Origin of the sequence: Neorhizobium phenanthreniclasticum, from assembly GCF_040066075.1 — a bacterium.
Lineage (GTDB): Bacteria > Pseudomonadota > Alphaproteobacteria > Rhizobiales > Rhizobiaceae > Neorhizobium > Neorhizobium petrolearium.
The window spans coordinates 55,879-75,247 of the sequence record NZ_JBEAAL010000010.1 but is presented as its reverse complement, the minus strand read 5'-3'; the positions used below and the strand labels follow the sequence as shown (position 1 = coordinate 75,247).

18 protein-coding genes and 2 pseudogenes are annotated in these 19,369 nt (G+C 57.3%); 11 read left to right on the top strand and 9 right to left on the bottom strand.

The annotated features are described in order from the left end of the window. Positions 1 to 255: 255 nt before the first annotated feature. The 3 genes from ABK249_RS15540 to ABK249_RS15530 all read left to right on the top strand — a co-directional run bounded on the left by ABK249_RS15540 (position 256) and on the right by ABK249_RS15530 (position 5,718). A complete protein-coding gene (locus tag ABK249_RS15540; protein WP_348863229.1) occupies positions 256 to 1,182 on the top strand; it encodes a HEPN domain-containing protein in 927 nt (308 codons plus the stop codon). Between the two features lie 449 nt (positions 1,183 to 1,631). Then, positions 1,632 to 3,389 (top strand): peptidoglycan D,D-transpeptidase FtsI family protein, encoded by a 1,758-nt coding sequence (locus ABK249_RS15535; RefSeq protein ID WP_037156251.1) that lies wholly within the window; start codon positions 1,632 to 1,634, stop codon positions 3,387 to 3,389. Between the two features lie 538 nt (positions 3,390 to 3,927). Then, positions 3,928 to 5,718 (top strand): ABC transporter ATP-binding protein, encoded by a 1,791-nt coding sequence (locus ABK249_RS15530; RefSeq protein ID WP_348863227.1) that lies wholly within the window; start codon positions 3,928 to 3,930, stop codon positions 5,716 to 5,718. 111 nt (positions 5,719 to 5,829) lie between these two features. Here the strand turns inward: ABK249_RS15530 and ABK249_RS15525 are convergent, their stop codons facing one another. Next, positions 5,830 to 6,363, bottom strand: coding sequence for an AAA family ATPase (locus ABK249_RS15525; protein WP_227702483.1), 534 nt, complete (start codon positions 6,361 to 6,363; stop codon positions 5,830 to 5,832). A 169-nt stretch (positions 6,364 to 6,532) separates the two neighbouring features. Between ABK249_RS15525 and ABK249_RS15520 the strand changes: the two genes are divergently transcribed. From ABK249_RS15520 to dctP, 3 genes are read left to right on the top strand one after another with little or no spacing between them, the layout of a single operon-like run. Further along, on the top strand, positions 6,533 to 7,021 hold the full coding sequence (locus ABK249_RS15520) for a TRAP transporter small permease (RefSeq protein WP_348863224.1): 489 nt from the start codon (positions 6,533 to 6,535) through the stop codon (positions 7,019 to 7,021). After that, positions 7,018 to 8,331, top strand: coding sequence for a TRAP transporter large permease (locus ABK249_RS15515; RefSeq protein WP_348863222.1), 1,314 nt, complete (start codon positions 7,018 to 7,020; stop codon positions 8,329 to 8,331). Before ABK249_RS15520 ends, ABK249_RS15515 begins: the two co-directional genes overlap by 4 nt. An 18-nt stretch (positions 8,332 to 8,349) precedes the next feature. Beyond that, positions 8,350 to 9,318, top strand: coding sequence for a TRAP transporter substrate-binding protein DctP (gene dctP, locus ABK249_RS15510; RefSeq protein ID WP_037156246.1), 969 nt, complete (start codon positions 8,350 to 8,352; stop codon positions 9,316 to 9,318). Between the two features lie 75 nt (positions 9,319 to 9,393). Here dctP and ABK249_RS15505 read toward each other — a convergent pair whose 3' ends face one another. From ABK249_RS15505 to ABK249_RS15495, 3 genes are all read right to left on the bottom strand, one after another. Next, positions 9,394 to 10,575, bottom strand: a complete 1,182-nt coding sequence (locus ABK249_RS15505; protein ID WP_348863221.1) for an MFS transporter — start codon at positions 10,573 to 10,575, stop codon at positions 9,394 to 9,396. A gap of 287 nt (positions 10,576 to 10,862) precedes the next feature. Continuing rightward, complete coding sequence (locus ABK249_RS15500; protein WP_227702486.1) at positions 10,863 to 11,282, bottom strand: carboxymuconolactone decarboxylase family protein; 420 nt, start codon at positions 11,280 to 11,282, stop codon at positions 10,863 to 10,865. Further along, positions 11,218 to 11,646 (bottom strand): MerR family transcriptional regulator, encoded by a 429-nt coding sequence (locus tag ABK249_RS15495; RefSeq protein ID WP_037156268.1) that lies wholly within the window; start codon positions 11,644 to 11,646, stop codon positions 11,218 to 11,220. Before ABK249_RS15495 ends, ABK249_RS15500 begins: the two co-directional genes overlap by 65 nt. A 543-nt stretch (positions 11,647 to 12,189) precedes the next feature. On the opposite strand from ABK249_RS15495, the gene ABK249_RS15490 reads away from it, so the two are divergent. Beyond that, positions 12,190 to 13,569, top strand: coding sequence for an enoyl ACP reductase FabMG family protein (locus tag ABK249_RS15490; RefSeq protein ID WP_227702487.1), 1,380 nt, complete (start codon positions 12,190 to 12,192; stop codon positions 13,567 to 13,569). Between the two features lie 39 nt (positions 13,570 to 13,608). Beyond that, positions 13,609 to 13,743 (top strand): hypothetical protein, encoded by a 135-nt coding sequence (locus tag ABK249_RS15485; RefSeq protein ID WP_265105672.1) that lies wholly within the window; start codon positions 13,609 to 13,611, stop codon positions 13,741 to 13,743. Here ABK249_RS15485 and ABK249_RS15480 read toward each other — a convergent pair. Continuing rightward, positions 13,740 to 13,997 (bottom strand): annotated as a pseudogene (locus ABK249_RS15480) (aminoglycoside phosphotransferase); the annotation flags it as partial. The gene ABK249_RS15485 and the pseudogene ABK249_RS15480 sit on opposite strands and share 4 nt — an antisense overlap. Beyond that, positions 13,963 to 14,562 carry a TetR/AcrR family transcriptional regulator gene (locus tag ABK249_RS15475; protein WP_407722052.1) on the bottom strand — a complete coding sequence of 200 codons (600 nt, stop codon included), beginning with the start codon at positions 14,560 to 14,562 and terminating at the stop codon, positions 13,963 to 13,965. The pseudogene ABK249_RS15480 and the gene ABK249_RS15475, both read right to left, overlap by 35 nt. Positions 14,563 to 14,696: 134 nt before the next feature. Between ABK249_RS15475 and ABK249_RS15470 the strand changes: the two genes are divergently transcribed. Continuing rightward, entirely contained in the window at positions 14,697 to 15,380 is a 684-nt protein-coding gene (locus ABK249_RS15470) for a DAPG hydrolase family protein (protein ID WP_348863218.1), read from the top strand. A 26-nt stretch (positions 15,381 to 15,406) separates the two neighbouring features. Next, positions 15,407 to 15,496, top strand: a pseudogene (locus ABK249_RS15465) (transposase domain-containing protein); the annotation flags it as partial. Positions 15,497 to 15,556: 60 nt separating this feature from the next. Here ABK249_RS15465 and ABK249_RS15460 read toward each other — a convergent pair. Further along, the gene (locus tag ABK249_RS15460) at positions 15,557 to 15,952 is read right to left on the bottom strand and encodes a YybH family protein (protein ID WP_227702490.1); all 396 of its coding nucleotides are present in this window, start codon (positions 15,950 to 15,952) and stop codon (positions 15,557 to 15,559) included. A 485-nt stretch (positions 15,953 to 16,437) separates the two neighbouring features. Here ABK249_RS15460 and ABK249_RS15455 point away from each other — a divergent pair, with 485 nt between their 5' ends. Then, positions 16,438 to 18,003 carry a sensor domain-containing diguanylate cyclase gene (locus ABK249_RS15455; protein ID WP_227702491.1) on the top strand — a complete coding sequence of 522 codons (1,566 nt, stop codon included), beginning with the start codon at positions 16,438 to 16,440 and terminating at the stop codon, positions 18,001 to 18,003. 117 nt (positions 18,004 to 18,120) lie between these two features. On the opposite strand, the gene ABK249_RS15450 is transcribed toward ABK249_RS15455, so the two are convergent. Next, the gene (locus tag ABK249_RS15450; protein ID WP_152601237.1) at positions 18,121 to 18,393 is read right to left on the bottom strand and encodes a hypothetical protein; all 273 of its coding nucleotides are present in this window, start codon (positions 18,391 to 18,393) and stop codon (positions 18,121 to 18,123) included. A gap of 197 nt (positions 18,394 to 18,590) precedes the next feature. Beyond that, the gene (locus tag ABK249_RS15445; protein WP_407720935.1) at positions 18,591 to 19,328 is read right to left on the bottom strand and encodes an SDR family oxidoreductase; all 738 of its coding nucleotides are present in this window, start codon (positions 19,326 to 19,328) and stop codon (positions 18,591 to 18,593) included. Positions 19,329 to 19,369: the final 41 nt, after the last annotated feature.

Genomic DNA, 19,369 nt, shown 5'->3' with positions numbered 1-19,369 from the left:
TGAGAAAATCGGATTGATCCAAAAGCAACCAGGTGTCGCGCGCAGCATCCAACTGCTCGTCCCCCCGCAAGACCTGCCAATTCTGGGCATAGAACAACCCGTCATAATCTCTGAGACGTCACACTAGTAGAGCTTTCGCATTCTGCGCTGGAGCGGGCTTGACCGATGCTCCGCTAGGCATGATTTTGAACGGAAGACGAATACGAGGGCGTAGGTTCTGGATCTGCAGATCGACTAGAACAAGCGACGGAGACAATGGATACAGGTGTTCCCGTGACTGATAGCGAGGCCGTCGGCCATCTTCCGGAGCGCAAGCAGCGGGAGCTTTCGCGCGCCTTGAAAATCATCTTCGAGGAATTCGAGGCGGCTCAGCAGTCGAAGCTTTCCGAAAAGCAGAATGCCGGGCGGATCTTGAAGGTCATTCTCTTCGGTTCCTATAGCCGCGGCGACTGGGTGGAAGATCGCAAGAGCGGTTACAGGTCCGATTTCGATATCCTCGTTGTCGTCAACCTGAAGAGCGTCGGGGAAGACAATGATCTCTGGCACGACGTGTCCGATCATTTCCTGCGCGAATTGACGATCACCAAGGAAATCGAGACGCCGGTCAACATCATCGTTCACACGCTGCAGGACGTGAACGACCAGCTGGCACGCGGACGGCCATTCTTTATCGACATCATCCGCGACGGCATCATGCTCCATGAAAAGGAAGGCCATCCCTTCGTGGCACCGAAGCCGCTGGATCAGGAAGATGCGAAGATAGAAGCAAGGGGATATTTCGATCATTGGTATCCAAGTGCGGACGCTTTTAAAGCATCGGCAGAATTTTTACTGCAAAGAGGCAATGTGAATGAGGCCACCTTCAATTTCCACCAAGCCGCTGAACGCCTCTATCACTGCGCGCTACTTGTCCTGACCCTCTACTCGCCTAAGTCGCATCGCCTGAAATTCCTACGCTCTTCGGCCGAGCGGATCGACCCGCGACTGATCGAGGCATGGCCGCGAGACACCAAATTCGCCCGCCGCTGTTTCGAACGGCTCGATCGCGCCTACGTAGCTGCGCGATATTCGCCGCATTTCGAGATAACAGAAGAAGAGCTTTGCTGGATCATCGAACGCATAGAGGTGCTTCAAAAATTGGTTCGCCTCATCTGCGAAGAACGTCTCGCAAGGCATTCATGATCTGCCAGATCCGCGGAAAGTCCGACGCCAGCCTCTCGCGGCGTCCGCAGTGCATGCGTAATCGGCCGGTGAGATTCCTATCATCGGCTGGCCGCTATGCCACGCCTAGTTCCCTTAAAACGCAGAGAGCCGCCGTTCGGTCGTCAAGAGCCGCTCGAAGGCGGCCTCGTGTTTTTCGACGGGCGGAGGATTGCAGTGCTTTTGAGCGAACGTTCCATCGATGCGCGGTTTTGCGACCCCATCGCCTTCGCGCTCTCGGAGCGGTCATTGGTACCGTTAATGCCAGAGCCCGAGAATGGTACGTCTTTAATTGTATATTAATCGTGTAGCGATCGTTTCTGGCGGGTTGCTCTCCGCTCATTGCCGCGAGCAAATCGGCATGTTTATTAAATTTTTAGCAACGGCATTCTTCGCCCATTCCAGACTATTGCGTTAAATGGATTTCCTCAATGATTTCCTTTGTCGTTCGATTGAAGAGGCGCGCTCATTTTATAGTGAGGCGGCGGGACGCCGAAGGACGCGGAGAATTCATTGGCACCGGTGTCCGCCGGAGGAGGCAGGCACGTCAGCGACTGGGGATTTTGATCGCAGGTTTTTCGGTCGTCTTCTTCCTCATTGGCGCTCGGCTTGTCCAATATGGTATCGCTGATCCCCCAACCACCAGTTCGCTCGGCAGCCCTACTGTGGTTGCATCACGCCCCGACATAGTCGATCGCAACGGCGCACTTCTGGCGACTGACGTCAACATGGTGTCGCTTTATGCGGACCCGCGGCGCATCGTCGATGCGGACGAGGTCGTGGAGAAGCTCGCGCAGGTTATTCCGAACCTGGATTGGGGCGAAACACACAAACGGCTGCGTTCGGGGACTGCCTTCCAGTGGTTGAAGCGGCAGCTGACGCCTCGGCAACAGGCGGCTGTTCTCGCGCTCGGCATTCCCGGCGTCGGTTTTCGTCCGGAGAAGCGGCGCTTTTACCCCGGCGGTGCTACCGCATCGCATATCGTGGGCCATGTGAACGTTGACAATCAAGGTCTCGCCGGAATGGAGCGTCACCTGGACCAGCAAGGCTTGTCGGATCTCCGCGCGGCCGGAATGACAGGCGATACGCCGCTGGAGCCCGTTAGACTTTCGATCGACATTCGTGTCCAGAACATCGTGCGTGAGGTGGTCGCAACTGCGATGACCACCTACAAGGCCGAAGCCGCCGGTGCGGTCATTCTCGATGTCGACACGGGTGAAGTGCTCGCGATGGCCTCGGTGCCCGACTACGATCCGAACGAACCGTCGCGAACGCTTCCTGATGGAAACGTGGACAAAGAATACGAAAAGGGCTGGTTCAATCGGGTGAGCAATGCGACCTATGAGATGGGCTCGACATTCAAGAGCTTCACTTTGGCGATGGGACTAGACGAAGAGAAGATAACCTTGAATTCCGTTGTCGACGCATCCCGACCGATCCGAATGGGCGGCTTCACGATCAGGGATTTCAAGGGCAAGAACCGGGCACTGACAATCCCGGAAGTCTTCCAGTATTCATCAAACATCGGTACGGCCGCAATTGCCGATATGGTCGGCATCGAAGGGCATCAGCAATTTCTGGCAAAGCTCGGGCTCCTGTCAAAGATGGAAACCGAAATGCCTGGTGTCGCAACGCCGACCCAGCCGCGCACATGGAAGAAAATCAACTCCGTGACGATCTCGTTCGGCCATGGCGTGGCGACCACGCCGTTGCAGACGGCGGTCGCCGCCGCTTCATTGATCAACGGCGGAAGTCTTGTCCCTCCGACATTTCTTCGCCGCAGTCGCGAGCAGGCGAAACTGCTGTCGCGTACCGTCATAAAGGACAAAACCAGTGCGGACATGCGTCATCTTTACACCTGGAATGGCCTGAAAGGCTCCGGCCGGAGCGCCCAAGTCGAAGGATTCAACGTGGGCGGCAAAACGGGCACCGCCGACAAGGTGATCAACGGGCGGTACGCGAACGATATCAACTTCAATGCATTCGTCGCAGCATTTCCGATGGACAGGCCGAAATATGTGGTGCTTTCGATCATCGACGCTCCGAAGACAGGTGAACATGGCGGCCGAACGGCAGCATCCACCGCCGCGCCTATGATCAAGTCGATTATCAGCCGCGCTGCGCCTCTTCTCGGCGTGCAGCCTCGTTTTGGTTCCCCAAACGCAAGATACTCTTTGTCGGACTACTGAATTCTTTAATCCTACAACGGAAGATTTGCTCCGACATGACGAGTGTCCACTTATAGCCCCGTACGGCGGTCGGTAATGCCCCCTTTTCGGTGACAGAGGCAGGTGTTCGCTCTGCCGAAGCAGACATCGCGTTGGTTTTGAGGCGATGGCATCTGTGGGCCAGTTGTCAGGTCCGGCACGTTGGCCGTTGGCGGCATTCTGCCCTTCCCAGTCTGAATTGTGTCGTTTGCGCATCACCTTCCGCCAGGTTGTGGTGACCGCTTGGCAATACCGAATTGCTCGGGTATAAACCGCTCACCGCTTAGGATCGAACAAAGGGAGGCGTTGGAATGACAGTATCGATCGTCGAAAACCTCCCGTGCGGAATGACCCGACACTAGGTCATTTCCATTCGCGGCCCTCCTCGGGCGCGACCAGCGGTTTTCTCTTTTGTCACAGCCCGATTGATTTCACGGGATTATTTCGTCTCCCGCATGGGCTGTGTACCTCTCAACTCTCGATTTGAGGACCGGCGCCGACACGGGCCGGGCTGAAGTCAATGACTCGCAAGAAGCTCGATTTTCGTGCCGACGCCTATCGCCAGGTGCTCGGCTTTGTTTTTCATCATTGGAGCTATCGACCTGTTTTCGTGGGCGCCATCATCGTGTTGGTGATCGCAAGCACGCTGACCGAAGTCATGGTGCCAGTATTTTCCGGCCAGATCGTCGATGCCATTGCCGGCGGCAATGGAGCCGATCGTGCGCTCAGCGCCTTCGTCATCGTTGTCGTGCTGGGCCTGACCAGCGTGGCGCTGCGCTGGTTAATCTTCATCGGCATTATCCGGCTGACGTTGCGCACCATGGCAGATGTGGTCAACAACGGCTTTTACAGGGTGCAGCGGTTCTCGACCGACTGGCACGCCAACAGCTTTGCCGGCTCGACAGTTCGCAAGATCACCCGCGGCATGTGGGCGCTCGACTCGCTTAACGATCTGCTGCTGGTCGCCCTGCTGCCGTCCATCGTCATGCTGGTCGGCGCGAGTATCGTACTCGGCAGCTATTGGCCGATCATGGGTCTGGTCGTGGGGGCGGGCTCGTTCATCTATGTCTGCGTCACCGTGGCGCTTTCCATGGGGTTCGTTTCGCCGGCCGCAAGACTTGCCAACGCCTGGGACACCAAGCTCGGCGGTGCGCTGGCGGACGCCATCAGCTGCAATGCGGTGGTCAAGGCCTTCGGCGCCGAGAAGCGCGAAGAGACGCGGCTGAGCCAGGTGCTGGCCAGATGGGACAGTCGCACACGGCGGACATGGAAGCGCGGCACTACGAGCGGCACGATCCAGGGTTTAATGATGGTCACAATGCAGGCGGGCATTTTGGGAACGGGCCTGATCATGTGGCGGCAGGGGCTGGCCACACCCGGTGACATCACGTTCGTGCTGGCAATGTTCTTCGTTCTGCAGGGTTATCTTCGCAATGTCGGTCAGGACATCCGTAACCTGCAGCGGGCCGTCAACGACATGGAAGAACTGGTGCTGCTCGACAAGATGCCGCTCGGCATTGAGGACAAGCCGCACGCCGTGCCGATCGAGATTGGCGCGGGCGAGATTGTCTTCGATCGCGTCACCTTTCAATACGGCGCTCATCCCAACCCTCTATACGAGGACTTTTCCGTCACCATCAAACCGGGCGAGCGCGTCGGTCTGGTGGGGCATTCGGGCTCGGGTAAGTCAACCTTCGTCAAGCTCATTCAGCGTCTCTATGACGTGAACTCGGGCTCGATTCGTATCGATGGACAGGATGTCGCCGAGGTCTTGCAATCGAGTCTGCGCGGGCAGATCGCCATCGTGCAGCAGGAGCCCATCCTGTTCCACCGGACGCTGGCGGAAAACATCGCCTATGGCAGGCCGAATGCTTCGCGGCGCGAAATCGAAAAGGCTGCGAAACAGGCCAATGCGCACGAGTTCATTATGGACCTTCCCAAGGGCTATGAGACGATGGTCGGCGAACGTGGCGTCAAGCTATCGGGCGGCGAGCGTCAGCGTGTCGCCATCGCCCGCGCCTTCCTGGCCGACGCACCGGTGCTGATCCTGGACGAGGCGACCTCGAGCCTTGATAGCGAGAGCGAGGTGCAGATCCAGCAGGCCATGGAACGTCTGATGGACGGCCGCACAACGCTGGTAATCGCCCATCGTCTCTCCACGGTGCGGGCGCTGGACCGGCTGCTGGTCTTCGATAAAGGCAAGATTGTCGAAGAAGGCGACCATCAGGCACTGATCCGGCTCAACAAGGGGATCTATCGCCGGTTGTTCGAGCGGCAGGCGCTGGAACTGACCAAGGGGTTGGTGGCGTAGGCCGACATCTCAACAAACGAAACGCCAGGGCCGACTCATCTGGCGTTTCCAACGCGCGACGGCAGGATTGCGCCCTCTGAGCGGACGACACTCCCCTCAACCACTTTAGGCCTACCTCAGCCGGAAACGCCCGCTTTCCACTGCCTGACGGATGGAATCGCAAGTTTCGTCAGCGCTCATGCCTGCGACCGACAGCGAATGGCCTTCCAATACGTCCAAATTCGCGAACTGCTGGTGGAGCGCGGAAATTGGAATGGGATCAGAAAGGGAGGCGCCGCCTCGTTGGCGGCATCGTCTGATTGCCTCCTCCAGATCCGGACGAAGGACGATATAGTGCAGGACCGCTCCGATATTTCGGAACGCGTCTAAAAACCAGGGCCCAATGATGCCATCCACCAGCACGAAGTAGCCGCCCTTCGCATAGCGGGCGGCCGCCCCGGCCAGCACATCGATCACTGTTGCATTCTGGGCATGGGCCTCGGGATGCCACGGTGGAATCGAGCCTGCCTTGATGAAATGCCAGAAGTCGTCCGAATGCAGGTGGACCTTCGGGCCGCCGGGCAGTTGCGCGATGCTGTTTGCCGCGGTCGTTTTGCCTGAACCAGGTGTTCCAGTCAGGATAAGAATTTCTCCGGATATGAACATCTCACGCTCGTGGTCTGGTCTTTTAGCAGCATGGGACGGCTTTGTACGCGAACATGCCGCTGCGCCCGACTTTACCATGCAAAGAGACTCGCAGAGAATTATTGCCGTTGACAAATTTTAAGCCTAAAGGATTATACCGCAATAAACATGTCCAGTGGGTGAACCTGTTATGATCGGCGCTCGGTTCAGAGCGGCGCTGAGTGGAGTTATAGCGTTCGCCGGGGCGATCGCAGCACTCTGCTTCGGCTTGCTCGCTCTTTCAGTTATCCTAGACGTTCTCGGACGCAATCTCGGCCTTTTGAGTTGGCCGTGGCTTAACGAGGTCACCGAATATCTCATCACAGTCGGCACCTTCGCGGGAGCGCCCTGGGTGCTGCATCACAGTGGGCATGTGAATGTGGACGTCCTGCTGCGGGTCGTGAGCAAGGACACAGCGTCGGCGATGGTCAAGATCTGCTTCTTAGTCGGAATCGTCATCTCGCTCGGCCTCACCTGGCTCGCCGTCGCCACTCTTCTCGACAGTTATAAGGCCGGCGCCTTGGTCTTCAAAACCCTCGTTTTCCCGGAATGGTATCTCATGCTGCCGGTGATTTGGTGCTTTGGCCTCTGCGGTCTGGAGTTCCTTGCGAAGCTGCTGCAAGCAGGAGAAACCGCATGATCTGGTGGCAGACACTTCTTCTACTGATTGGCCTACTTGCTCTACAATTTGCCATCGGTACACCGGTTGCATTCGCATTTCTCGGCGCAAACCTCGTGGGTGCATGGATATTCCTGGGCGGCGAAGCCGGCCTGATGCAATTGACGCGCAATGCCTCGCTCGCAGTGAACTCCTTTGCGCTTGCCCCGATTCCACTCTTCATTTTGATGGGCGAGCTGCTTTTCCATACGGGTCTTGCCTATAGGGCGATCGATGCGGTGGAGAAGCTACTCGTCAGACTTCCCGCGCGTTTGTCTTGCGTCTCCGTCGTGGGCGGAACGGCATTCGCTGCACTTTCCGGTTCTTCGATTGCCAATACAGCGATGCTGGGCGGTACGCTGTCGCAGGAAATGATCAAGCGCGGCTATTCGACCACGCTTGCCCTCGGGCCGACGATGGCAGTGGGCGGTATCGCCGTCCTTATTCCGCCGTCGGCGCTCGCGGTCATGCTAGGATCGCTCTCGGGCATTTCCATATCCCAATTGCTGATCGGTGGGATCATGCCCGGCCTCCTGATGGCGGTGTCGTTCCTGGCCTTCGTCATCATCGTGGCACAGATGGTCCCATCTTCGGCGCCGCGCGAAGATGTCAGAACGATCCCTCCGCTTAAAGAGCGGATCATGCCGTTCGTGCGTGATGTCCTGCCGCTCTCGGGCATTTTCATTGCCGTTGTAGGCGGAATGCTTGCCGGTATCGCAACGCCCACGGAATCGGCGGCGCTGGGCTCGGCGGCCGCCTTGATCGCTACGATGGGCTATCGCACCCTGACCCCGGCGAACTTCATCAAGTCGATGGTCGAAACGACCAAGGTTTCCATCTCGATCCTGTTCATCATCGTGGCGTCGACGACGTTCTCGCAGATTCTATCCTTTTCTGGGGCAACCACCGGCTTCATCGGGCTGATCGAAGCTTTCGACCCAAGACCCGCCATTTTAGTGGCGATGATGCTGCTCATCATCCTGATCCTTGGCTGCTTCATAGACCAGATCTCGATCATGATGATTACGCTTCCTTTCTTCATGCCGCTGGCGCAAGCGGCGGGCGTCGAGCCGGTCTGGCTCGGCTTGATGATGCTGGTGGCCATTGAGCTTGGATTGCTGACGCCACCATTCGGCATTCTGCTGATGGTGATGCAGGGCGTTAGCCGCGATACGGCGCTCCCCAAGATCTACCGTGCTGCCGCTCCTTTTATCCTTATCGAACTCGTCATTCTGGCACTTATGTTCATGGCGCCGGACCTGACGCTTTTGCTGCCCAATCTCCTCAAATAGAAAACAAGGGGACCCTCCATGAGAAAACGCGCACTGTCCGCTCTCTTTGCAATGATGGCCACTCTGAGCGCCGCCGTGCCCGCCGCGGCAGACGAGGTCGTGCTCCGTGCTATCTCCGCTTTTCAGAAGGGCACGACTTTTTTCACGCCTTTCGACGCCTTTGTTAAGAGCGTGAATGAGAACGGGAAGGGCAAAGTTCGCATCAACCTGGTTGGCGGTCCGGATGCCATGCCTCCCTTCGAGGTTGGCAACGCGCTTCGCGGCGGCGTAATCGACCTTGCCAACACGACTGCCGTCTATCACGCAAATCTGGTTCCGGAAGGTCTGGCGATGACGCTGACGGATCTGTCCATGGCCGACTTGCGTTCAAACGGCGGCTACGCCCTGCTGGACGAGATCCATATGAAAAAGGCCAATATCCACTGGTTGGGCCGGCTGGTTCAGAACATGAACTACCATATCTACATGTCGAAATATCCTGACAATCTGGAGTTCAAGGGTCTGAAGATCCGCTCGGCGCCGACCTACAAAGCCTTCTTTGATGGCCTTGGGATCGCTCCGATGCAAACGGCGGCCGGCGAAGTCTTCACCGCACTGGAGCGCGGCACGATTGATGGTTACGCTTGGCCGTCCGTCGGCGTGTTCGATCTCGGCTGGCAGGAGAAGACAGCAGCGCGTATTGATCCGGGCTTCTATCAGGTCGAGACGGGTATCTATATCAGCGGCAACACCTGGAAGAAGCTGACCGCCGAGCAGAGGGCAGTTCTTGAGGAGGAAATGCTCAAGGCGGAAGCCGCGTCCGCTGCATACAGGGATATGGCGAAGGAAGAATTCAAGCGCCAAGAAAAGGCTGGAATTCGCACGTTCGCGCTCGACGAAACCAAAGCCAAAGCTTTCACCGACATGGCCCAGGAAGAGGGGTGGAAGCCCGTCGTCGCCGCCAGCCCCGTTGAGGGCGCCAAGCTGCGTGAGTTGTTCGCCAAGTAAGCGAACGCCCAGAAAAAAGGACGAGACATCGTTAATGCTCTCGTCCGGTAGCTGGATTGCTTTGAAAGGCAAGCCTCAGCTTCTCGGAAACACCGCCAGGCATAGGAAGGCAAGGGCTGCCGCGAGGCAGCTTGCCATAGCGAGCGGCCACCAACCCAAACTGAGGAAGGAGGCTGTGGCAGCGGTACCCGCTGCCGTGAAACCGAGAATCGCCGCCACGACCAATGCGGCGCCGCGAGAATGATCGCCCTTCGAGGCAAGGATGGCTTGATGGAAGCCGATCGGCCCCCGGATACCAAATGCCCCGTTCGTCAAAATCCACAGGGGCACAAGTACGATGAGACCGCCTCCGCCGATTCCAACATAGGCAAGGATCAGCAGGAAGCCCACGAGAAGCGCCGCCGTCCCAATAAAGATCATGCGCTCTGTTCCGAACTTGCTGGCAAGCGTGCTTGACAGGTTCGACGCCAGGATGAAGATCGTAATGCCGCAAATCTGCAGGAGAATGAAATCTCTGATGTTTCCGCCCAGAACTTCCGTCATCACCGCCGGTGCGCCAAAGACAAAGATAAGGATTCCGGCCAGCGAGAAGGCCTGACTTAAGCCGTGCCGAAGGAAGTCGGCATCGCGCAGGATGGATAGATAGCTACGGTGCGTTTTGAAGGTATCCTGCCGGTCCGGGAGCAATTGGGCGTAGACGCCGCTGCCAACGGCACAGAAGACGGCGAGGCCTCCGAGCACGAGGAAGGATGTTTCCCAGCCCCCCAGCTGCAGGAGGAAGGCTCCAGCGATCGGGGCAAGTGCGGGTGTCAGGGACTCAATCGAACCGAGCCGTCCGAACATGGCGGCCGCTTTGTCACCAGAGTAGAGGCCATGAATGAAACCGGGCGCAAATACCGCGGGACCGGAGCCAAAGGCCCCTTGGGCGAACCTGAAAGCGACAAGCCACTCCAGTGTAGGCGAGAATGCTGCCAGAATGGAAATGAAAGCAAACAGGCCCAAAGACCAGATCAGCAGCTTGCGAGGCGAGTATCTGGCGCCGAGTTCACCGAAAGTCAGCAGCCCCACAAGCGTGCCTGCGGCATAGGCCGCAAGAACCATCTGCGCCAGAGCTGGTGTGCCACCCAACTCGTTCGGCATCGTCGGGACAGCAGGGAGCACCAGATCGGTGCCTGCGATCCCAAGGATTGTACCGAACGCAATGAGCGGAAACATGAAGGTCGGGGATGCAGATAGGGTCATGGCCGCGAGTATCACGCCCGCATATTCGGACCTAGCGCCCTACGCTTATGGCACTTAACAATTTTGTTGATGTTTTTGTCGGACGACAGGATAGTAAAGGCACTACCACCGCATTTGTCTGCGTAACGGCAAGCCCGGTTTGGGGCCGACTGCGGTCGACGGCTGTCATGGCGCAGAAGCGCTTTCATGTCGGTCATGGAGGCAGTTATCGCGCATGCCTGAACGCAGACATGGTCTTCGCAGCGGCGTCGGGTCCTTTGTGCGCCATAAGGCCAGATTGCTGCCGCCGGAAACCTGGTTGATCATACCGGTTCCCCCTTCTGAACGGGAAAACGGGCGGCGAAGACCTCCTTGGCTGCAAACAGCCCGTTGAGAGCCGCAGGAAAGCCGGCATAAACCGCCATCTGTATGATGACTTCGGTGATTTCGTCCCTGGTCAACCCTACATTCAGACCCGCCTCAATATGGATTTTCAATTGTGGGGTCGCTGTTCCCATCGCCGTCAGTGCCGCGATGGTCGCAATCTCACGGGCGCGCAGATCAAGGCCGGGGCGGCTGTAAATGTCGCCAAACGAAAACTCGAACACGTAGTTTGCGAAGTCGGGGGCAATGTCAGCCAGAGCGGCAATTACATTGTGGCCGGCGTCGCCGTCGATTTCAGCGAGTGCCCGCTTGCCGCGTTCCAGCCGGCTTTCGCCGACGTTCGTGGATTGGCGCGTCATTGTCTTTCATCCTTTGTTCCTTGCCGGCATATCCGGCAATCTTGGTGTCGAGGACTTCAAGGCAGGCTTTTAGTTTGGCCACGTGCGCACGTACACGCTCGCGGTGCTGTTCGAGCAACACGCCGCGCTCCGCTTCCGTATCGACGCCGCGCTCCCGCAAGGCCGCGTAACGCAGCATTTCCCTAATAGGCATTCCGGTCGTTTTGAGACGATCGATAAATTCTATCCAGGTCAGGATTGATGCGTCGTAGTCACGTTGGCCCGATTGGTCTCTGTCGGCATGGGGAAGCAGACCGATCCGTTCATAGTAACGGATAGTGTAGGCAGTCAGTCCCGAACGCTTCGCCAACTCGCCAATCTTCATCAACGCCATTCTTTCGTCACGACGCCCAGAAAGCTACGGGTTAGAGTGTGCTCTAAGTCAATAGAGAAATGACGCGTTTTCGTGTCGCGAAAATGCAACCTTTCACGACCGCGTTTTCCGAGATATCTGATGCCCGTTTGGGGCCGACAGGCGCAATCCGCTTCGCGCCCCCATGCCGGTCGTTCACACCACCCGCATTAGTTCCTGGAAGCTGTCGGCCTGCTGTTCGAGCGGTCTCCGGAACGCGGACGATAGGTGAACTCGACAATGATAGAACGCCCAACAATGAGCCTCAGACAGCGTCAATAGCCTCGCAAGCATCCGTAGGACGAGCGTTTCCAGCGAACTCGTTTCGGTATCGGCGCGCCGATCTCCAACGGCCTCGGCATTTCGCTGCATTGTAGGAACAACAGAGACCGACTTCACGTTTTGAAATGAACGGTCACCGAAAATGAGTTCCCATTCTGTGGCAGTGCGGTCATGTCTTTGCGAAAGCTCGTATGAGCCATTGCTCGACGAGACACGAATCAAAGAGCTGACAGCATGGAAAATCCGGTTGCACTGAATCGTCTTTCCGAGAACACGGTCTTCCGTAAAGGCGATGTTTTCGTACTCTTCGGCGAACTGTTCGGCCGCGGATACGCCACCGGCTTGCTCGAGGAAGCCAGACGCGCTGGAATGGAGATTGTGGGGATCACCGTCGGGCGACGCGACGAGAACAATGCGCTGCGGCCGCTCGATGCCGAGGAACTGTCTTCGGCGGAGGCTCAGCTGGGCGGCAGGATCATCAACATACCTCTTATGGCGGGTTTCGATCTCGATGCGCCCGCAGACGGCCCAACTCCCACCGATCTCCTGGCAAAGATGACGCTTGAGAGCTGGGAACACGACAAGCTCGACTGGGACTATGTCGGGCAATGCCGCGACATCGCCACTGCGCGTTTTACGGAGTCGCTTTCAAAAGTCATGACCGTTCTCGACGGAATGATCGCCGCTGGCCGCAATGTTTTCTTCGCCCACACAATGGCCGGGGGCATCCCGAAAGCGAAGGTATTCCTGGTCGTCGCCAATCGAATCTACAAGGGGACCGGAACCCGCCACATGTCGTCGCAGACCTTGCTCGACAGTGACCTGGGAAAACTCATCCTGCAGAATTTTGACGACGTCTCCGCAAACACCTTTCGCCATCTCATTGATTTCAGCGCGGCGATCCGCGAGCGCGTGGAAGCTTCGGGCGGTCAAATACGATATACGGCCTATGGTTACCACGGATCGGCGGTCCTCATTGACGGAAGCTATCGTTGGCAGACCTACACCAATTACACCCAGGGTTATGCGAAGATGCGGCTCGAAGGCATTGCAGAGGAAGCCTGGGCGACAGGGGTCAAGGCAACTGTCTATAACTGTCCCGAAATCCGGACCAATTCGTCCGATGTGTTCACGGGTATCGAGCTTCCCCTGATACCGCTGCTGCTTGCGTTGAAGAAAGAAAACGGTGGCCAATGGGCAGACGAACAGTGGCAGGCCTGCCAGCAGCTTCTGGCCGACGGCTTAACCATGAAGGATGTTTTCCGGAAGATCACCGACATGCAGGCCAGCGAGGTCATGCGTCCGTTCTATGACTTTTCGGCATGGCCCATGGCAAACAGCCAGGCACAGGCCGATTTGACCATCGGCACGTCCAACGAGATCACCCAGATGCATCGGGATAGCAAGTTGATGATCAGCGACCTCCTGAGCGGTCTCGTTGTGAAGGCAACCGGGCAGCTAATTTTTGGCGAATCTTCCGAACCCTCCGGTCCCGTCTTGTGGCTCAACCACGATATCGTAGCTCGGCGACTTAACGCTTCCCCCACGCATTCGAAGTCTCCCGCGCCGCTTATCGCGCGGGGAATGGAATCCTCGCGCCTTGAGATGGCGTGAAGGCTTCCCAGCTTAGCTTGGAAGCTGGGTGTTTTGGCCATGAAACGACGAATCTTGCGACAGGAATGCGCCCGCATTCCGGTCGTAGGGCCGGCGATGGCGTCTTCCCGAAAGCAGACGTCGATCAAGCTAAGCTTCGACGGCATCAATACGCCATGGGCGGCCGTCGCCTAGACCGCTCGAACTTCGGCAAGTCGCTGTTTCGCGTATTCGTCATCCCAACAGACGGCGGCTTCCCATGCGGCCGATGCTTGCGCGGCGATGTCATACGCCCCGGCTTCCAGATCGGCAGCATTATGGGGCAAGACGAGGTCAAGGTCGTGCACGTCGATATGCGACTCATCCCAGTCGATCAGAGACGAAACTTTATCACCAGATGCGCCACGATGGCCGCTATGGTGCCGTGCCCAACTCTTTGAACAATACACGTGCGTAGAAATCCACGCATTCTCCAACCCGTGCGGTGACCTCCTCATCGCTATCGTTCCATGGTGTTTCAAGGCCGATAGCGGCCCTGCGCAAGGGCTCGGCAACAAGAGCGGCAAGGATCATCCGGGCAGATCGGTTGACATCAAATGATGGGACATCGGCTTGGTACTCGCGCAGCCAGGTCGCCACGGCCAGCACTCCTCGCTCGACCCCGTTTCGATTATAAATTTCTGCGAGCCGTTCTCGACCTTCCTTGTCAGCACAGATGAGACGGAAAAGGGCTACAGCTTCCTTGGATAGGGCGATCCGGTAAATCCTGCTCAATAGCGCCCTCAGGCTCCCCGGATCAGGACGCGCCTCGCCCGGCCGGTGATCTCCACTGGTTTGGAGTTGCTCTGTCCAGGATGCTACGATTTTCCCGACCAGTTCCTCACGATTGGCCGCCATAGCGTAAACAGTCTTTTTGGCAACTCCTGCGCTACGCGACACCGCATCGATGCTGAACTTGGCAAATCCCTGGTCAAAGAGAAGCTGTGTTGAGGCTTGGAGAATTTTGCGTTCCACCTCAAGCCGATTACGGGCCGGACGCCCTCTCGCTCGCTTTTCCAAATCTTGATCTCCTTGACGAACGTCGTACGAACGGTGTATCGATCATATTTAGGAAACGCAACACGTTTCCTAAATATAGGAGATTGGAAATGCAACATGATTTGGAAGCAGCAATCCCTGTCGCACTCCTGCACGCCGACCCAATTAGACTCGAAATGGGGATCGAGCGCTTCGGCTCCGGCACCCTCACGGTCGCCTGCAGAACGATAATGCCAGGGTGCAATGGAGCGATGCTGGAATGGTGGTTTAAGTATTTTGAAACCGACGAGCATCTTCGCTGGTGGCATCCGATTGACCACAAGCGCCATTTCGGTTGGGACGAGTTTTGGAAAAAAGGTGAGAACTACATCGGCGCGACAATCAGGGCGACGGAGTCACTAGGAGAGGTTCCTCCGGTCAAAGCAACCATCAAATTCCTAAGCCCAGCCGCATACTTCAGTGCCACGGACATCGATGCCGCAAAGCAGGTGGGCGGCGTATCCGCACTTTTCTACGCCGGAATTGGCTTTGGCGATGATGTTGAGATTGACGAGCATGGAATTCCAATAGGCGGCCGGATGATGCACGTCACACGGGACACGCCCGATGGCCTCGTTCTGCGAAGCAGATTCGTTCTTGGTCTCGATAGCGACAAGGGCGGCCACGCTGTCCCGGACGAGATCGGACTGGGGCTGATGCGCCATTGCCATTCGGAGTTCTCGTTCCTCGCGAAGGCACTTCCGTCTGCATATTATGGTGATCTCGCAAATTCTAGACCTGCCGACAACTGGTAGCTTCGCCCGACTGGAATAACACAAGATACCTGACCAGCACGTTGACCGTCATTGTCAACGGTCACAAGCAAAGTCGGATTAAAGAACTCCTACCGTGGAAGTATGCGGCAACGTAATCTGCGCCAATCGGAACGCTATCCCCCGACCCAATATGGGCATCGGGCCGGGGAGCCTTTTCAACTATCGAGGAGAGCCGTGCCGTAGGAATTGTCTACAGCGCATAACCAGTTCCCAGACGAGTCTCTACGAAACACATAGGTGGCACGTCGTACCGTCGATGTCCCAATGCCGCTTTCGTCGACGGCATCCAACCAGGTTTCCATGATGGCCAACGCTGTGTCCCCGCCCTCGATCACCTCCATCCTCCCTTGGCGGACTTTCAATTTGCCTTGGAAATGAGCAGAGATTGCTTCGAACGCTTTCCTGATCTGGTCTTTGCCTTTGGCGTACATGCCTGCCTTGACCACCAAGGTGGCATCATGGGTGTAAAATCGCATCAAGCCGTCGAAGTCTTTGGCCGATATGGAACGGTCTGCAGATTCGATAAGGGCTTTCAAGGGATGGTCGGACATTCTGGACTCCAAAATGGCCGCGAGCGGAAAAACAAAACCCGCCTCGCGGCGGGTTGCTTTGTCTGGAAATATGACGTGCTTAACCCACCACTCGATGAATGGTGATAATAATCAAAGTGAAAGCGCGTACAAATTCCATAGTGCGTCTTTATCACCAGCATTAGCGGCTGGCAAATGATCACGTCCAATTTTGAGCAAGCTAGTCAAGGTGCCAGCGGCACACCGTTTACGATGAACGAACCCATTTCAGACCTTCAAACTTGGCCAACCCCAACGCGGATGCTCATTTCACGGTAATTAACGGCATCAAAAGCTCTTTGGTCCAACATGGACTGATGAATTCGGGTAATCTTCGAGAAAAACTTCGGGCGGCTTTTCTGCTTCTTTTGATGCTGGCGTACTTCAACGCCGGATCGACCAACGCGGCGGATTCTAGTGGCATTCGCAGTTCCTGCTTGGCGTCTGGCAGCATGTCGGAAGATGTGATGACGATAGCTCGGAAGGCAGAGCGATGGTCTTGTGCCGACCCGAAATTCTCAATTGACGCCGAGCGAGTGCTGCTTCGCTTCGACATCAGCCCGAACGATGTCCTTCCCCGATATCTGCTCTCAAGGCGGAGCGCACTCGAGGTGGTGCATCTGCTCGCAATCGATCACGACGGCGCGGTTCGGCGCTCCTCCATCCCTGGCACAGCCTTGGCCAGTTCGATGGCGGGCGGGTACTTTAAGGCTTCTCTGCCGGACGTGACGGATGCGACCCGGCAGATCATCGCCGCGATTGACCTGCCGAGCCATGAAATGACCCTGGAGAGGGCATATTTGGCGCCCACGGACGCGACTGACGGCGACATGCGGTGGCTGCTCATTCTGGCCGGGCTTGCGGGCATGCTCGTCACGCCCATGATCCTCAATACGGCGTTCTATCGGGCGCTTCGTGAACCATTCGTTCTCTGGCACTCGGCTCTGACATTTTCGCTGCTGATGACTATCCTGGTTTCATCCAGCCTATCGGTCATGCTTTTCAACCCTCCAGCAATGACGCTCAGCTGGATGACGACATTGATCTTCGGGATGACGGTCGGGGCAGGAACGATGTTTACCTACAGCTTCATCGAGCCGGGACTGATGCACCCGCTTCTACGGCGCCTGCTGCCCTATTGCGCGGCGTGGGCAGTGTTCCTGAGTGCGTTTCATGCGGCGTTCCCATTCGTTGCACGGCCTATACAATCGAGCGCTTACACGGCGGCGTTTGCGCCGGTCCTTGTCGTCTTCATATTGTCGATGTTCGACTCATTGCGTCGCGGAAGCCGTGCCGCAAAGTTCCAGGCAGTTGGATATTCGCCAATGGTCCTTGTCGGCTTGATCCGACTGGTCACCGGCGTAGCTCCGTGGTTATACAGCGTCGACGCCATGTTCCTGTTCTATGTCGGCTGTATGTGTGAAGTCTTCTTTACGACGCTTGGCGTGGCAGACCGCTTCGTAAGCATGAAGCGCGAGCGAGACCGCGCCCGCAACGAGGCCGATCTACTCGAACGGCTGTCCGAAACAGACCCATTGACCGGGTTGCTCAACAGGCGTGCGATCGAGCGGCAGTTCGAGCAGCTTCGAAACGAAGGCTTCGCCACACTGGCTATCCTTGACATAGACCACTTCAAGGCGATCAATGACATTCACGGGCATACCGTCGGAGATGCGGTGCTCAAGGCTGTGGCCAATGTCCTCCAGGCTGCCCCGAGCGTTCGCGCATTCCGTCTTGGTGGCGAAGAATTCCTGCTTCTCTTGCGCGGCGACGACGCTGATGGACAGGCCGAGATCCGGCGGCAGGCGATCCCCACAATTGTCGCCAATACGGTTTCCGGTCTTGGACGACCCGTGACTGCCAGCATGGGTGTGACGGATCTCTTCGGGAATGAGGGTTTCGCAAAACCCTATGAGCGAGCCGACAAGCTGCTTTACGAAGCCAAGACCGCTGGGCGGAATCGAACCCGGAGAGCAGTCAAGGCGGCGCCGACGCCAGAGGTCTTTTCCCGCGACCGGGCGATCATCGCATAGATCAGACGAGGCTTGTTTGCATGGTCCCGGCCGCCGACAGATAGGCGGGCCAGGATTCGCCGTTACAATTTTGGCGATGATCCGGAAAAATGATGCGAACGACTGTTCCGGGTCGTATCATGCAAGAATAATTAAGTAGTTGAAAAACAACAAGGAAGTGACGCTGGCTGGGAAACGTTTATTCTCACATGATTTCAATGGCTTAGCGGAAAAGCCTTGAAATGCCCTTTGTTTCCCCTCGCGAGCGACCGTGGATGCCATCTTTGTGCCCTGGCCTTGAGCATCAGTCAACAGGACGGGCGAGCGGCAATAATTTCCGCTTTCGGACCTCACGTTTGCGGTGCCGCAGCGCTGAAGCGCCCGGCAGCTTTGCGCCTGCATGTCGGTCATGGGGGACGTCATAATGCTTGCCTAAAGCAGACATCGCCCCGCGGCCGTGTCACGTTGCCTGCGCACAGATAGGAGACAATCCTCCGCTGCCAATGAAGATCGTATTCCAGCCCCATCGCGAACCTGCAGTGGATCTTCAGCGCTCGTCAAAATCCGACGGACATGCGTGTATTCCAAGCCGATAGGCTCCCCGAATGTCAATCCTGTGCGGTCGGGCGCACCACGATGCTGCCGATTTCGACGTCGCTGGGTTGTTCGATCGCGAAGGCTATCGCCCGTGCAATCGCATCAGGTGAAATGGCCAGCTCTTCCTTGCGCTTTAGGATTGCCGCTCTGATGTCCGGATCGGTTACGGTGGCATCTGCGAAGGTCGTGTCGATGAAACCTGGCGATATCTCCGTCACGCGCAGGTTCTGATTCGCTTCCTGCCGCAGGGCTTCGGTGGCTGTCCGCAATGCATTCTTGGTCGCAGCGTAGACTCCCATGGTTGGCACGATTTTGATGCCAGCCGTTGATACGACGTTGATAACGTGCCCGCTGTCCTGACGACTGAACACCGGCAACGACGCAGCGATGCCGTAGAGCGCGCCCTTCAGGTTTACGTCGATCATGGCGTCCCAGTCATCGACCTTGAGAGCGTCGAAGCGCGAGAGCGGCCCAATGCCCGCATTGTTGACGATGACATCAAGCCGCCCGAAACGCTCGCAGGCAAGGTTGACCAGGGCGTCCAAATCCGCGCGTCTGGTAACGTCGATTGCCCGATAAACGGCTTCGCCGCCCGCGGCCCCGATCTCTCCTGCCACAGCGGCGATCTCCGCTTCGCTTCGCGCACCAAGCACAAGACGCGCTCCGCGCGCAGCAAGATGAATAGCGGTTGCCCGGCCGATGCCGCGCCCGGCTCCGGTGATGGCGACGATCTTATTCTCTATGGTCACGATTTGGGCTCCATCTTCTGAATGAAAAGCCAGACCTATGC